Origin of the sequence: Arthrobacter sp. Leaf337 (genome assembly GCF_001423745.1) — a bacterium.
Lineage (GTDB): Bacteria > Actinomycetota > Actinomycetes > Actinomycetales > Micrococcaceae > Arthrobacter.
Map to the genome: position 1 here is coordinate 23,389 of NZ_LMPC01000017.1, position 15,738 is coordinate 39,126.

At 61.3% G+C, this 15,738-nt stretch carries 11 protein-coding genes and 1 pseudogene; 7 read left to right on the plus strand and 5 right to left on the minus strand.

Features of this window, described 5'->3' with window-relative positions:
• The first annotated feature begins 106 nt into the window (after nucleotides 1–106).
• Nucleotides 107–1,255 (plus strand): MFS transporter, encoded by a 1,149-nt coding sequence (locus ASF98_RS14005; RefSeq protein WP_082506856.1) that lies wholly within the window; start codon nucleotides 107–109, stop codon nucleotides 1,253–1,255.
• A gap of 280 nt (nucleotides 1,256–1,535) precedes the next feature.
• On the opposite strand, the gene ASF98_RS14010 is transcribed toward ASF98_RS14005, so the two are convergent.
• The 5 genes from ASF98_RS14010 to ASF98_RS14035 all read right to left on the minus strand — a co-directional run bounded on the left by ASF98_RS14010 (nucleotide 1,536) and on the right by ASF98_RS14035 (nucleotide 7,480).
• A complete protein-coding gene (locus ASF98_RS14010) occupies nucleotides 1,536–2,231 on the minus strand; it encodes an ABC transporter ATP-binding protein (RefSeq protein ID WP_235505973.1) in 696 nt (231 codons plus the stop codon).
• A gap of 491 nt (nucleotides 2,232–2,722) precedes the next feature.
• A complete protein-coding gene (locus ASF98_RS14015) occupies nucleotides 2,723–3,430 on the minus strand; it encodes a FadR/GntR family transcriptional regulator (RefSeq protein WP_055802816.1) in 708 nt (235 codons plus the stop codon).
• A gap of 327 nt (nucleotides 3,431–3,757) precedes the next feature.
• A complete protein-coding gene (locus ASF98_RS14020) occupies nucleotides 3,758–3,985 on the minus strand; it encodes a hypothetical protein (protein ID WP_235505974.1) in 228 nt (75 codons plus the stop codon).
• A gap of 897 nt (nucleotides 3,986–4,882) precedes the next feature.
• Nucleotides 4,883–5,977, minus strand: coding sequence for a glycerate kinase (locus ASF98_RS14030; RefSeq protein ID WP_055802824.1), 1,095 nt, complete (start codon nucleotides 5,975–5,977; stop codon nucleotides 4,883–4,885).
• A gap of 84 nt (nucleotides 5,978–6,061) precedes the next feature.
• Entirely contained in the window at nucleotides 6,062–7,480 is a 1,419-nt protein-coding gene (locus ASF98_RS14035) for an MFS transporter (protein WP_235505976.1), read from the minus strand.
• Between the two features lie 122 nt (nucleotides 7,481–7,602).
• On the opposite strand from ASF98_RS14035, the gene ASF98_RS14040 reads away from it, so the two are divergent.
• The 6 genes and pseudogenes from ASF98_RS14040 to ASF98_RS14070 all read left to right on the plus strand — a co-directional run.
• On the plus strand, nucleotides 7,603–8,733 hold the full coding sequence (locus ASF98_RS14040; RefSeq protein ID WP_055802826.1) for an Ldh family oxidoreductase: 1,131 nt from the start codon (nucleotides 7,603–7,605) through the stop codon (nucleotides 8,731–8,733).
• A 267-nt stretch (nucleotides 8,734–9,000) separates the two neighbouring features.
• Nucleotides 9,001–9,678, plus strand: coding sequence for a GntR family transcriptional regulator (locus ASF98_RS14045; protein WP_055802828.1), 678 nt, complete (start codon nucleotides 9,001–9,003; stop codon nucleotides 9,676–9,678).
• Nucleotides 9,679–9,712: 34 nt separating this feature from the next.
• Nucleotides 9,713–10,387: an RraA family protein gene (locus tag ASF98_RS14050; protein ID WP_055802829.1), complete on the plus strand. Its 675-nt coding sequence runs from the start codon at nucleotides 9,713–9,715 to the stop codon at nucleotides 10,385–10,387.
• A 93-nt stretch (nucleotides 10,388–10,480) separates the two neighbouring features.
• The gene (locus ASF98_RS14055; protein WP_082506853.1) at nucleotides 10,481–11,662 is read left to right on the plus strand and encodes an iron-containing alcohol dehydrogenase family protein; all 1,182 of its coding nucleotides are present in this window, start codon (nucleotides 10,481–10,483) and stop codon (nucleotides 11,660–11,662) included.
• Nucleotides 11,663–11,724: 62 nt separating this feature from the next.
• Nucleotides 11,725–13,182: an aldehyde dehydrogenase family protein gene (locus ASF98_RS14060; protein WP_082506854.1), complete on the plus strand. Its 1,458-nt coding sequence runs from the start codon at nucleotides 11,725–11,727 to the stop codon at nucleotides 13,180–13,182.
• A 229-nt stretch (nucleotides 13,183–13,411) separates the two neighbouring features.
• Nucleotides 13,412–14,289 (plus strand): annotated as a pseudogene (locus ASF98_RS14070) (Gfo/Idh/MocA family protein); the annotation flags it as partial.
• Between the last annotated feature and the right edge of the window lie 1,449 nt (nucleotides 14,290–15,738).

Sequence of the window (15,738 nt, forward strand, 5' to 3'; positions counted from 1 at the left end):
CGCAGCCACGGGCACCGGGCAGCGCAGGGCAAAGGGCGGGAAGCAGCACGTTGGAAAGCGTTTGCTTACTGCCGGCCGGCGGATGGTATTCCTGGGTATCCTTCTCATGGCCCTGAGTGCAAGGCTGGCCGTGGCAGGGGTTTCGCCCATCATCTCCCTGATAGCCACGGACCTGCCGTTCGATGCAGTTTCGATTGGCGTGCTCGGGATGCTCCCGACGGCGGGGTTCGCTCTGATGGGATTCCTGACCCCGCAGTTTTTACGGCGCGTCCGACTTGAGCCTTTGATGCTGGTAGCGATACTGCTGGCCGTTGCCGGACAGTTGGGCAGGGCCCTGGGAACGAGCGTTGCAGTCTTCCTGTTGCTTTCCCTGCTAACCATGATCGGGCTGGGCCTGGGCAACATCGTGCTGCCGCCGTTGATCAAAAAGTACTTCCCGGACAGGGTCGGGCTCCTCACCGCCCTGTACGTAACGCTGTTTGCGATCAGCACGGCAGTGGCCCCGCAGCTTGCGGTGCCCATCTCGGAGGAAGCGGGCTGGCGGGTGGCGGTTGGCGTCTGGTCACTCGTCGGCGCTGCAGCCGCGCTGCCCTGGATTATCGTGCTCCTACGTCACCGTGCAGAACGACGGGCAATGGCGCACCCCACCCGGAATTCCCAGCCCGTCCCCGGACCACGAATCCGTCCTTGGAGATCCCCTATCGGTTGGGGGCTGGCCTTGATCTTCGCCGGCTGTTCCAGCAACACGTTCGCTATTTTCACCTGGCTTCCTGCCGTCCTTGTTGACCGCGGCTTCACACCGGCAGAAGCAGGCTCCATGCTCGCCCTCTACGCCATCATTGGACTGCCCACCAGCCTGGTCGTGCCCTTGCTCGTAGCAAGGATGCGACGGCCGTTCCCCATCGGCATGTCTTTTACCCTGTTGTTCGCTATCGGTTACGGGGGACTCCTCCTTGCGCCCGGGACCAGCTCACCCTTTTGGGTCATCGCGTTCGGACTTGGCCAGGGCACCTATTCCTTTGCCCTCCTGATGATCAACAAACGCACCCGAACCACAGCCGGCTCCGGGGTCCTCTCCGGATTCGCCCAAGGCGTGGGCTATAGCCTTGCCGGCCTCGGTCCGTTGCTGTTCGGCCTCCTGCACGACATCAGCGGTACATGGATCGCGTCCTTCGGACTGCTCTGCGCCTGTCTGCTGGCCCTCATCGCCGGGCTACTGATGATCAACCAGCCCCGCATGCTCGAAGACGGCTAAACCTGGGGCTCGCGACATGTTGGCACCTTCCTAAAGGCTGGCGCGCGGAGACCACGATGCCAGCTCGCGTCGCATTTGGTGTGTGTGGATCAAAGCCGGTAACTACGACCCAACCGCCCTTCGATAGGAAAGATTGGTAGAGCATTGTGCACAAGTGGCCCATCCGCGAAGCAGGAAAATCACGCTTTGAATAAGCCTTTTGTCGGTGCGGGGACGGCCGTCGGAGCGGGATGTCCGGACGAGCGATTATGGCGACTGCGTGGTCGGTCGACCGGTGCCGTCAGGCGGGGATCGCTGCCGTTTCCGCTTCCAGGTACGCCTCGGATCGGAGAGTCCGGTCGACGCGGGCGCTCCAGCGACGGTGACGGTATTCAACTTTGATGGGGTGCCTGAATGCTGCCGTGATGTTCTCACTGGTGATGGTTTCTGCTGCTGGGCCGGCGGCCACGGTCAGTCCGTCGGCGAGCAACAGGGCGTGGCTGGTGGTTACCGGCAATTCTTCCAAGTGGTGAGTGACCAGGACGGATGCCATCTGCGGGTGGGTGTGGGCGAGGACGTCAATGGTTTCCAGCAGCTGTTCCCGGGCGGCAACGTCCAGACCGGTGCAGGGTTCATCAAGTAGCAGTAGTTTAGGGGAGGAGATGAGTGCCCGGGCGACGAGGGTTCGGCCCCGTTCTCCTTGGGACAGGGTCTGCCAGCGGGAGGCCGCCTTGCTGGCAAGGCGCAGCACTTCGAGCAAGGCGGCCTCCCGGCGGAGTTCGGCAGGGCTTGGTTCCCATCTGCCCGACAGCTCGTCGCTGCCCGTCAGGCCTGTGAGGACAACCTGGCGGATGGCCAGCGGGGAGAGGATCCTGTGCCGCGGATTGACGTGGCCTATGGAGCGGCGGAGGGCCTTCAGTTCCAACCGGCCCAAACGTTCACCCAGGACCCGCACCAACCCGGAACTCGGGTGCATGATGGCACCGCAGAGTCCCATTAGGGTGCTCTTCCCAGCCCCGTTCGCGCCCAGTAGCGCCCAGTGCTCCCCCGCACACTGATACCCCGCCGATGATTTCCTTGTCTTCCCTGCGGAAAGTCACGTTATCCAGCTCCAGGACCAACTCCCTGCGCTGATCGTCCATACCAAAGGCTCCTAAGAGAATTCCTATTTGCCAGCACTCCCGTAGTACCCGACCGCGGTGTCCAGAATATCTCCTTGGTCGGAGTAGCTTCCACTCGACATCCCCAGGCCCCATCGCTGAGGCCCGGGTGGTGACCGCGCTCACGCTCTGTCGGGCAGTGACGGCAGGGAAAGCGGCTAGATGGTTGGGCCCGCTTCCCTTGTTCTGCTATAGCTTGTCTCTGGCACCAGCTTTACAAAAAACTTCATTACGGGGCGCTTAAATCGGTCGTCGGAGTACCCCAAGAGGGGCCGTGCAGCCTGTGACAGCAGCTCTACTTCCCGATCCCCGAGCTCAGGACCGGCGGCTACTTCTTGCGGGAGAGCCGGTTGCGGGAGTTTGCCAGGTGCAGCCGCATGGCCGCTCGGGCGCAGCCAACGTCGCCATCGGCGATCGCCTCGGCGATGGCTTCGTGCTCCCGGCAGATGATCTCATCCGGGCCGATGGTTCCTGCGCGGTCCAGAGGTGGCAGCCGGTGGGCAGGGTACGCGATCATAGCGGGTCCTAAGGCTTCGAGTAGTTCGCCGTAAAATCTGTTGCCGGTTGCCCGGGCGATCCGCAAATGGAAGTCGAAGTCCGCTTCCAGTAACTGACTCGTCAGCGCGGGCATGCGCCGCATAGCAGCGGCTGCCCTGGCAATGCTGCTGGCTTCGGCATCCGAACGTCCGGCCGCTGCAAGCCCGGCTGCCTCAACCTCGACGCCTAGCCGGAACCCAATTAGCTCATCCACGTCCTCGGGCTTGTTCACAGTGGGAAAATTCGTTCTGCCCCTGTGATCAGGGGAAACCATCAGCACGAACGAGCCTTTTCCCCGATGGCTCTCCACCAGCCCTGCGGCCTGAAGCCGGGAACCGGCTTCCCGCACCACGGTTCTGCTGACGCCAAAGCGCGTCATAAGGGCACTCTCGGATGGCATCTTCATCCCAGGCATCAGGGATCCGGACCGAATATCGGCAACGAGTACTTCCACAAGCTGTTGGGCAAGGTTGATCCCGGGCCGTCTGTCAGCGGCCATTAGGAATTTCCCACAGGCGGCCAGAGGCCTGCCCGCTGGTGGCCACCTTGATTACCCGCCGGCGGTCACCAATGGACGGTCGTGTTGGCCGCCTGTGGGCAGGACGCTTTTGAGCCAGGCGCCATGATCTGCGGCCCGATCGGAGAAGCACCGTGCCTGGTTTCCGGCAGGTCGTCAAGCGTCCGACAGGCCGTGGCGTATCGATCGAGATGTGTACACGCCCGTGGAGCGGCGTTTAGCGAGCGGGACGGGCCCTAGCTAGGGCGTGTCTTCCGGGCATCTTTGGGCCGGACCGGATGGAAGGGCGGGAACAGTGTCCGCAGTCAGTCAAGCAGTTTGGCGTCGGGAATCGAGTTGATCCGTGTAGCCAAAGGGGACTGTATTACTGAGGCTGACGACGAAGTGTCCGTCTCCGAGCCGGGTTACCAGGATGCCGTGCGTCCGTTGCTGCCTTGCGCTCTCGATCATCCGGTCGACCGCCGCAGTGATGCAGCGTTCCATGGAGGCCCTGTCGTGGACTTTGATTTCGATGGGTTCCAGATCCTGCATGTTCATGACGTGCTCACTTCGCTGGGTCGGATGGGTAGCGCGGTATAGCCCTGCGCTTTTTCATACAGGGTTCGAGGTTCGGTGCCATAGGCTTCCAGCCAGAGAGCGTCCGCAGTAACGGTTACGTCCTTGACATACCCAGTCCGGATAGTTCGGCCTTTTTTCTGAATCTGGACCTGCCTATCGGCCAGATCCTTCCAATCTGCATGGTCTCCCATGGAGCTGCCTTTCGTATCGCAATTCATTGTTTTGCTTGTGCTTGCGGCCTATTCCCGGGGATTCCAACCATCGGTCGTCTCCGACCAGCATCTGCGGTCCGAGCCAGGAAGCATCTCGCTGTCGCAAACGGGCATTTCGCGCGCTCCATGTGTGCGATCCAGCCATGCCACTTGGGAGGCACACCCTAGGCTTTCGCGCTCTCCCCACCTTGAGTATTCGCTCGAGCGATGGTGGCGGCGCCGGGTGATTTCGGGGGATCCGGCCCTCACCGAGTGTGTTTCGGCTGGCCGTTTGTGGGCATCTTTGATGGCTGTGATCGGGCAGACCTCGTGGCCGCCACCGGGCACTGGCCTGACCGCCTATCGGCAGTTTTGCATGGCCGCTAACAGCCGTCCGCTGAGTGCGTTCTGTTTAACCACTGTCATTCCATCGCTTCCAAAGAAAGATTGGGGCTTGCACCTGGGGTGCAAGCCCCAATCTAACCATCGGCGCAACGTGCGCTATCACCGCCGTCGTAAAGGACAAACTCCTGCTTTCCGGTCTGCCCACTTCCGGAGGCGACGTGGGTTCCCTGTATCCATAGATATTGCCGCGGCGACAATGAGGAGACAGCGCTAGTCTCACCGCGAATTCCGTCATGTGTCGTGCGTAAAGCGCATTCGGATACGTGTTTTCGCCCGGGGACTAGGCTCCGGTTCTAAAAAGCGAGGCTGCAAGCTTTGTTCCCGCAGTTCGCAACCAACGCCTGGGATCCGACATTGCGGCGTCAACGCCCCCTGCCAGTTCAGTAAGGGAAACGGCCTGCTCAAACTGTTCTATAGGCGCCGAGATACTTCCGGCGACGAGCAGCGCAGGGATCTGCTCGACGTTCGCGAGAGATTGCAAGTACCAGGGGACTTTGCCCCCTGAGCTTTGGCTGTCAAACCGGCCTTCACCTGTGATAATGACATCCGCCGACCTCACGAGTTCATTGAGGCCAAGGGTCTCACCCAACATGGCTGAGCCCGAGGACATGACGGCGCCCCAGGCGAGTAAAGCAAATCCGACGCCGCCTGCAGCACCCGACCCGGAAGCTGCCGGATTTGCCGGTAGGAGGGCGGCGAAGCGCGCGAGGTTAGCTTCAAGGGCGGGCAGATCCTCTTCCCGCGCCCCCTTCTGGGGCCCGAAAATGTTCGCGGCGCCCCGCAAACCCAGTAGCGGATTATCGACATCGCTGAGGATGACGGCACCGCCCGGCGGGAGTGCACGCAGCCCGCTTAAGTCAACCGAGTCCAAAGCGCGCAGCCCCGAATTGCCGGCGGGGATAGCCAACCCATCTCGGTCCAGCAGACGTGCTCCGAGTGCGGAAAGTAGACCAGCCCCGCCGTCGGTGGAGGAGCTGCCGCCGAGCGCCAAGATGAGTTTGCTGACGCCATGGTTCAGCGCAGCGTTGATGGCTTCGCCGAAACCCACGCTTTGTGCATGAAACGGCATGAGACTCGGGAGCAGTGTCAGTCCGCTTGTCCTCGCTAGTTCAACCACCCCCGTTCCATCGGGAAGGAGGAGCCACTCGGAGTCCAAACGTGCGCCCGATGGCCCGTGCACGTTGACCGGCATCCATTGCGCATTTGGAACGGCAGTTGAAAAGGCCTCAAGGGTCCCCTCTCCACCATCGGCCATGGGCGCCAAGAATATCTGGTCGCCCGGGCGTTCCTCCCGCCATCCCTCCGTTATTGCATCGGCAACTTCGAGGGCCGTAGCCGACCCCTTGAATGAATCGGGGGCAATGAGAACTCTCATCGTTTCCACTCCTCTGGAGGGGGTTGGGCTGAGTCACCTCACGGGGGATGACGGGAGGAAGACGTCGGAACGGGTGATTTCTGGCTAGCGGCGGGCGGTCGGCGATAGCTCGGGGTTGCTATCGGGTAACCCCGCCAGGTATTCGTCAACAGCCTTCCGCTGCGCAGGGCCCCACGTCTCCTTGGTGGCGAGAGCGGAGAAGAACCCGAGGCATCCGAAGGCCGCATAAAGCAGAGCCGGCCCCATCCAGCCAAACTGGGTGAACAAAGCCACCGCTATGAGCGGAGTGAACCCGCCGATAACGGCGGCACACTGATACGCCATCGAAACCCCAGAGGCTCGGGTTTCCGCCGGAAACAACTCGGCAAACCAGGGACCCTGAACGGCGGCAAGCCCGTTTTCGACGAAGCAGAAAGTGATAAGAAAAGCCACGACAATAACGCCAAACAGTCCTGTGTTCAGCAGGAGAAAGACGGGCACAGCGAAAATGACCATTCCCGCCGAGACGAAGAGGTAGACACTCCGACGCCCGATCCTGTCAGTGAGGTGGCCCCACAGGAGAACGGCAATACATCCGATCCCAGCTGCGATGGCAATCGCAAAAACAGTCGTCGATCGATCGCCCAGTTTCTCGCTGATGATATACGAACTCACATACGTAATGCCGATGGCATAGCCCGCGTTTTCTGCCGCTCGAATCATGAGTGCCTTCAGGAGGTTCCTCCAGTTGTTCCTGAGCACGGAGCCGACCGGATTCTTCACCACTTCACCTGCACCCTTGATGGCCGTGAACTCCGGCGACTCCTCCACGGCCAGACGGACGAATAGCCCGACGAGAACGAGCACAGCGCTTGCGAGGAAGGGCACCCGCCATGCCCAGTCTCCGGGCAGGGCAATGCTGGCCAGGAAGACAAGACTCGCCGCCATGTTGCCAAAGGGAACTCCCGCTTGCGGGATGGCCGTATACAGTCCCTTGCGCTTCCAGGGAGCGTGCTCATAGGTCATGAGAATGGCACCGCCCCACTCCGCACCAAAGGAGAGCCCCTGAAGCATCCGGAGGATGACCAGGAGAATCGGTGCAAGCACGCCAACTTGTGCGTATGTGGGAAGGACGCCGATGAGCGTTGTTGCAACACCCATCAGGAGGAGTGCCGCAATGAGCACTGGCCGGCGGCCGATCCTGTCACCGAAATAGCCTCCAATGATGCCGCCAAGCGGGCGGACGACGTAGCCGAGGGCGAACGTGGCGAAGGCTAACAGTGTGCCGACTACTGGGTCACTCTGCTGGAAAAAAACCTGATTGAAGTACAGCGCCGAGGCGGTGCCATAGGCAACAAAATCATAATTCTCCACGATTGTTCCTGCCGCGCTTCCGTACGCGGCCTTGAACCGATTGACCGTCCCGTGCGGGTTGCCGGTCATGGTCACCCCCGGAACAGCATGATCTTTTGCTTGCATAACCATCTCCATCTTCATTGACGTACGACCCTGGGCGATTGCCACGGCTGCGAGCCTGCGTGAGTAAGTGTGACACACGCGACACTTCTTGGTGTAATGTACACGGTATACCAAAATCTGGCTGCTGATCTTCATAATTGGACAGCCATCAGGGACAAGGAGCCGATATGACGACAACTGAAGGGGCACTTTCGGGCTACGACCTCGAAAGCGAGGCCCAGGTAGGTTCAGACCGCAAAGTGGACGCGACGTCGCTTCGACAACTTGTGACGGACCTCCTTGCGGCGTCTAAGTATCCGCAGGATCGGGCTGAGCTTGTCGCCGATTCCCTGGTGGAGGCTGACATGCGGGGGGTTTCCAGCCATGGGGTCAGCCGCACTCGGATTTACAGCCGTCGCTCGCTGGCAGGCTTGGTTGATGCGACAGCGGAACCGTTAATCACTGGAAAGGACCGTGCGGCCAGGCGCGTCGACGCCATGAACGTACCAGGACAGGTAGCGGCGCAGGCAGCAGTGATGGAAGCGATCAGCGGTGCCAGACAACTGGGAATGTGTGCAGTCGGCGTCGTCAACAGTAACCATTGTGGAGCTCTTGCATTCTTCCTCAAGCGCATCGCTGAGGCCGGGCTGGTAGGCGTCGCGGCCTCGAACGGGCCTGCCGTCATGGCCTACTTCGGCGGGCGCAGCCGTGCAGTAGGAACGAATCCGCTTGGGTATTCCATCCCCCGTCCGGGGGGACCGCCAATCATCCTCGACATGGCAACAAGCAATGCCGCCCGGGGAAAGATTATTTCGATGGCCCGCTCAGGGGTCGGCACTGTACCGGAAGGGTGGGCGGTGGACGTCAATGGCCGTATGACCACTGATCCCGCCGATGCCCTTGCCGGTGCTGTACTGCCTTTTGCGGGACCGAAGGGTTCCGGTCTGGCGATGGGTATCGAGTTCCTATGCGGGACCATGCTTTCAGGCATCACTGGTTCACAGATTGGTGACATGTACGAACAATGGGACCGGCCACAAAGGGTTGGTCATATCTTCTTCGCCATTGACCCGGCGAGCTGGGGCACGCCAGAATCCTTCGAAGCACATGTACGCGAATTCGTTGACGAAGTCGCTCAGCTACCACCGGCCGAAGGATTCAACCGTGTCCTTCTGCCGGGCGAGCTGGAAGAGGCGGCAGAGTCAGAGGCCGCCGTCCATGGGGTTCTTCTGTCCGGCACAGTTATCGCGGACCTCGAGTCCCTTGCATCGGACCTCGGCGTAGCCGCTGAACTCTTGTTCGTGGAGGCTTCGGCCTGACATGCGGATTTTACTTACCCGCGCCATCTACAAGGAATCGGTCCAGCGACTGATCGGGGCTGGCATGGAAGTGATTCGACCGGAGCATCTTCTACCGGTCCTGGATTCGCCGAGGAAGCCCGCGGGACGTAGCTGTGGGTAACGTGCTTGCTTACGCCGCAAACGGGACAGTTCAGAACCTCCTTGACGCTTCAGAGTTGCGGGCCGCACTCTCCCGCGGGGGAAGATTGCCGTGACGGACATATACCTTGAGCAAGGGCGTGGATCATGAGCCAGCTATCGACAATCGAACCTATTCAACTCGGCGACCGTACGGTGGAGATCATCCGCACGGCGATCATCAACGGCGACTTTGCCCCTGGAGAGCACTTGCGCGACCGCTCGCTTGCCGAGCAACTGGGTATCAGCCGCACGCCCGTACGTGAAGCGCTCCACCGCCTCGAGGCAACAGGTCTCGTCGTCTCGCGCGGACGCTCGGGATGGGAGGTCAGCCAATTCACTGAACAGGACGTACGCGAGCTATTCCAGTTGCGCCGGATGTTCGAGCCGATGGCACTGAGCGAACTCGGGAAAAAGCAGGATGAGTCAGCTATCGCCGAAATCGGGCACTTCTTTGACCTCTACTCTCATCCCATCCGGCGCGAAGAATTTCCGGAGTACTTCGCCCAGGACAACGCCTTCCACAACCGCATTGTCGCCTGCAGTGACAACGCCCGGCTCCGCGGCATGTACGGAGTGCTGCAGAACCACGTCGACCGGGGCCGGCACTTCCTGACCTCAACGCTGCCGGGCCGGGCCGATGACAACCTCGAGGAGCACCGCTCTATCGCCCGGGCCGTCGCTCTGCGCGATTTCGATGCGGCAACGAAACATCTTCTCGCTCATCTGCACACCGGCGAGGACCTCATGATCGAACAACTCCGCTCCGGTCTCACATCCCACTAACGTCAAGGCTCCGCCGTCCAGAAAGGACCCCCCCATGCCCACAGAATGCAGAATTCATCCCAAGACCGAACTTCCGTCGACAGACCAGATAGAGAGGTTGCGGAAGCTGGCGACCTCCCTGGTCTCCGACGTGTTCGGGCGTTGGGCCGGGGCTCCCGGCCTCATTCCCATCGCCGGACTCCCCAAAGGCACCGTCATGGTCGGGCCAGCAATGACCGTCCGCACTCGGGAAGGGGACAACCTCGTCGTTCACAAAGCCCTCGAACTCGTTCGGGCGGGAGAAATTCTCGTCGTTGATGCCGGTGGCTCAACGGACCGCGCAATATTAGGCGGGCTCATTGGCCAGTACGCGTCCTCTCGAGGCGTTGCGGGAATCGTCGTCGACGGCGCCGTCCGTGACAAGAGCGAACTTGACGAGGACGCCCCGCCGGTATTCGCGCGCGGACTTACCCACCGTGGCCCGTACAAGGACGGTCCAGGCGACATCCGTTGCGACGTAGCAATCGCCGGACTGACCGTGCGTGACGGCGATTTGATCATTGGCGACGAGGACGGCATCGCAGTCATCCCGCGTGAGCGGGCCGAGGAAATCATCGCCCTTGCCGAAGACAAGAGGTCATCGGAAGCTGCCGAGCGGGCCGCAATCGCTTCCGGCGCATGGGATCGGGAGTGGATCGACCGATCGCTCACGGTCGTAGAGATTCCCTGAAAACTGCTTGCACCCTTTCATCACGCCCAGAGAAAACAAACTCAAAAAGGGCTGCCGTCCAAGCGGCAGCCACCGTTTCGAAGGAGAGACATAATGACTGAGACTGACGTTCAAGAAATGACCACGGCGGGCGCCCGACGACGCGATCCATTGCGGCAGGTACGGTACTCACTTCCGACCACAATCCTCTTTGGTCAGGGCGTGCTCGAAGAACTTCCGGCGCTGCTCGAGCAGATCAAGGTTGTGAACCCTCTACTCATCACGGACAAGGGACTGGCTGCAACGACTGTGCCGGCGCAGGTCACAGCGGTACTGGACAAGGCGGGCGTCACGCATGCTGTTTTCGACGAGGTCCAGTCAGACCCCTCCACGCATCTCGTCGACCAGATCGCTGAGTTGGTTCTCAAGGGCGGGCACGACGGCGTGATCGGTCTCGGTGGCGGAAGTGCGATGGACTCAGCGAAGGCCGCAGCAGCTGCCGCCGCCAACGGTGTGTCTTCACTGAAGCTCGTCGGACAGGAGAACGTCGAGAACGCTCCGCTGCCAATCATCGCGATCCCGACCACGGCTGGCCCCGGTAGCGAAGTGACACGTTTCGCCGTCCTGACGGATGAAAAAGCAGGAGCGAAGGTTTCAATCGCTTCAATGAAAATCATGCCTGTCTTCGCGATCCTCGCGCCCGAACTGACGGTAGGACTTCCCGCGAAATTCACATCCGGCACTGGCCTCGACGCGCTAGGACATGCCATCGAGTCATACGGCAGCGTGTGGAACAACCCGATTTCGGAGGGCATGGCCCTCCAGGCCATCACTCTGATCGGGCAGCACCTGCGCACGGCGACCAACGACCCGACAAACCTGCAAGCTCGAGGAGGCATGCTCGCCGCCAGCTGCATCGCAGAACTTGCGGCCAACACGACACGCCTCGGCCTTGCACACGCTCTTGCCGTTCCCCTTGGGGCGACCCACCACGTTCCACACGGGCTCGCAGTGGGCATGATGCTGATCCCGATGTGCGCGTTCAACGAGCAGGTTGATCCGGAGCGGTATGCGCGCATCGCCTCCGCACTGGAACCTGGCAGCACCGACATCGTCGCTGCACTCACGTCACTGTACGAGGACATCGGCATGGAGTCCAGGCTTGCAGAATTCGGCGTCATTCCTGAGGACTACGACCGGGTTATCGACCTCGCCGTAAAGAGTGACAACGTGGATGCGAACCCGCGGGAGGCATCCCGGGCGCAGCTGGCCGCCCTCCTCGAAGCCGCGCTCTGACCGCGCTCCCAAATTAGTCTGTAACTCCACCAGAAAGGTTTGACGCACAGCGTCTTACGCAAATGACCACAACACCAACGAGCACTTCCCCGGCCACTGACGTGCCAGTCTCAGCCAATCGCATCGGAGGACGCTCCGTTCCCCACACCCGCACCGCTCCGCTCCTGGATCCTGCGACGCTGGAAGTCATCGCCCTTGTTCCCCGCTCGACCTCCTCCGACGTTGACGACGCAGTCACCGCCGCCCGCAGCGCATCGGCAGGTTGGGCAGCCACAGCGCCTCAGGAACGCAGCAGAGTCCTCCTGCGATGGGCGGAACTACTGCTTCAGCACAGAGAGGAGCTCGCCGCGTTGGCAACCTCGGAGATGGGCAAGCTTCTGAAGGAGAGCCGCGGCGAAGTCGACCGCGCCGTCTCGGAGATCCAGTTCATGAGCGGCGAGGCTTTGCGCCTCAACGGGGAAACTTTCCCGAGCGCAACACCTGGCACGTTGATTTACACAACGAGGGTTCCTGTTGGCACCGTCGCGGCGATAACCCCGTGGAACTTCCCGATCGTCGCCCCTGTACGCAAGATAGCGCCCGCTCTGGCTGCCGGAAACACAGTCATCGTCAAACCCGCAGCTGAGTCGCCGCTGAGCACACTCCGGCTCGTCGATCTTCTTGAAGAGGCGGGCCTACCGGCAGGCGCCGTCAACGTTGTATGTGGAAGCGGGAGCGAGGTCGGTGCCGCACTCGTGGCTCATCCAGGAATCGATGCAATCACTTTCACCGGTTCAACCCAGGTGGGGCGCACAATCGCTGAGGCAGCGGGACGCAGGCTCGTCCCGGCCCAGCTAGAGCTGGGGGGAAAGAACGCGGTTTATGTCGACATCTCTGGGGATCTTGACCGCGCTGTGCCGGAAATTGTCTCGGCATCGATTCAGGCCACGGGACAGCGGTGCACCGCCATAAGCCGAGTGATAGCGCATGAGGCAATTGCCGATGAACTTGTTCTCCGGCTTGCTGCCGCGTATGACGAACTCCTCATCGGATCGGGTCGGGAAGCCGTTGACGTTGGTCCCCTGGTTTCGGAGAAGGCCCGCGACGATGTCGCCGCTCACGTCAAAGTCGCAGTCGAAGAAGGAGCGCGCACCGCTACCTTCCGAAGGGACGCTCCCGAGGGAGCTTACCTCGCTCCAGTTGTACTGGACGGTGTCACACCAACCATGGCTATCGCACGAGACGAGGTCTTCGGTCCTGTCCTCTCAGTCTTGCGAGTTGCCGGCCATGAAGAAGCGATTGAGGTCGCTAATGCGTCCGAATACGGCCTCGCCGCTGCTGCATTCGCTGGTGACATCCGTGTGGCCAACGAGTTCGCCCAGAACGTACGCGTCGGCATGATTCACATCAACCACGGTACGTCGAGCCAGGCACACGTTCCGTTCGGCGGGGTCGGTGCGAGCGGGTTGGGGCCCTACTCCATTGGGCACAGCGTGCAGGAGTTCTTCACCCAGGTAAAGGCCGTGTACGTGAAGAGCTGAGTTTTTCGAGCTGCGCCGGGGAGGGTCGACGTGCCACAAGTCGCTGATTTAGCCACGGCCGCAAAGCTAGAACGTCGGAGGGGGGCGGGCAGCCCGCTCCCCTCCTGCTCATCCAGTGACAAGGCCTACCCCTCCTTCGCCTACGGGCAACGGGAGTTTAGGGTCCAACGGGGATACGCGCCCATCCGCCATGGACGAATCCCATCACTCTCCAAGAAAGCCAGAAATCATGTCCTACCGGACCAATCTCAGCAAACCTTCAGGCGTGGCACTCACCGGCTACACCTTCACAGGCAAGGCCAACTTGATCGCGCGGCGGAACGTGGCAAGATACTTTGACGTTCCCGAAATCGAGCAGAAAATGCTCGTTCGGAGGGCCGCCGTCGCCGAGGGCGCGGCCAAGAACGGCGCGCCGAGTCCACGGCTGACTGCCGTTCTGTCATAGGACGGGACGACATCGACATCGTAGACGTCTGCGCCCCGGACTGGACGCTGGAGGCCGGCAAGCCCGTCCTGGTGGAGAAGCCCCTGGCCATCACGACCGCAGAGGCCGAAACCAAGGGTGTCCAGTCCATAATCGGATTCAGCTACCGCCGCGTCCCCGCCCTGGCCCTGGCCCGGGAGCTTATTGCCGAGGGCCGGCTGGGTGCTGTCCGACACATCCGCGCCGCCTACTTCCAGGACTGGCTCTCCGACACCGCATCCCCCGTAATATGGCGGCCTCGCAAGGAAACCGCCAGCCCCGGCGCCCCGGGCGACATCGCCGCGCACGCCATTGCCCAGGTCGTATTCCTCCTCGGTGACGCCGTCACCGAGGTCACCGGCCGTCTGCACACCTTCGTGGACCGTCTCCCCGGACCGGACAGTCCAGAAGAAGTAGCGGTCGACGCCGCCGCCTGGGCCACGCTGACCCTCGCCTCCGGAACGATCGCCTCGGTGGAAGTCTCCCGCATGGCTACGGGCCAAAAGAACTCCCTTAGGCTCGAGATTTACGGCGACAAGGGCACCATCCTGTTCGATGCTGACGCCCTGAACGAGCTCGGCTTCCTAGACGCCACTGCCCCTGTCCATGAGCAGGGCTTTCAACGGATCCTGGTCAAGAGCCCGATCAGGTGTGGGGAAATGGGACGCCTCAAGCCTAACCACGGGCGGCTGGTCCATGGCATGATTGCTCGTAGCCAGGCGGGATGAGCAGAAACCGCTCTACTCCGGCCCCGTCGCTGCTGTCCTGTCGCGCCAGGCGCGCTCACACGTCGCGGAGTCAGCACCATCACGGGACAGCACATTGAGTTGCGGGGCGCGTGAGGTGCTTAATGCAGGCCGACCCCCCGACGCTTACATACCGTGGCATCAACTGTTCAAGCGAACTTACTGGCGTCGCTCGGTCACGGGCGTGATTTTGTATGGGCAGACCAAGGGAATCGAGCTTGTTCCTTGGCATCCTCAAGAACCTTCCCGTCAGGCAGCAACCCTCGTCTTGGAAGGACCTAGACATGGCGAAAGATCCCTAATATAGCCCCCGCCAAGGCCACAATTTACGACATCGCAAAACTCGCAGGTGTTAATGCCCCAACGGTGTCGCGTGCGCTGGGCTATCAAGACCGGGCAGTGCCAAAAACGGAGGCTCGTCGAGGATGCGGCCGAGCAACTCAGCTACAGGGTCAATCCAATGGCTCGTGCACTGCAAACCGGCCGCACCGGCATGGTTGGGCTCATTGTCACCGACCTCGCCGATCCAAGCTACTTCGACATCATTCGCGGCGCCCAGTCCGAAGCCGCCACACGCGGCTTGACGTTGGTGCTGGCCGAATCGTCAGACTCGAGTGCAGAGACGACTTCAGCGTGGTTGGCTTCGACAACATCTTCGGGTCGGACTTCACCACACCGGCACTGACGACTATCGCTTCCCCCTTCAGCGCGTGCGGTGCAGCGGCACATGACCTGCTGGCCGCCCTGCCGAGTGACGGTTCGAACTCCAGACAACTCACGCCAGGAGTCATGCACTACTGCGGACCACGTTGCTGCCCGCGGGTCCAGCGGCTGACATCTGACCGCGAAGACTCGAAACTAGATCTCCTCAGAGCCGGACTTACCTTGCAAATCGCCGCAACCGGTAAAAATGGGCACGGTGTGTCGCCGACAGCAATTTAGGCCACCTAAAGCGATGACATATTAAAAGCATTGGCAATCCGCTCAGCACCTGTCTGAGGCAATACTCGCGTCTGTCCATGAACTCGCCCCGAAGCTGATGCCCGCGATTTGGCATTGCTTTCGTTAGCAAAACGCAGGTAGTCACCACCTATCGACCGCCATCATCACCGGATACCAGAACCCCATGAATTACACGTCCCCGCCGCAAGAATCAAGGAAGGCTTCATAACGCCATGTCTTTCGAAATCTTCAACTGGAACGGGATCAAACCCGGTGATGAGATTGAGGTGCTCGATGACGGCCTAGTTGTATTGACCTGAGAGGTTGGTGACGCGGCTGGCCGGTGGCTGACCTTTGAGTGAGGTGTGGCCTCGATGATGATTGTAGTGATGGAGCCAGTCGGCG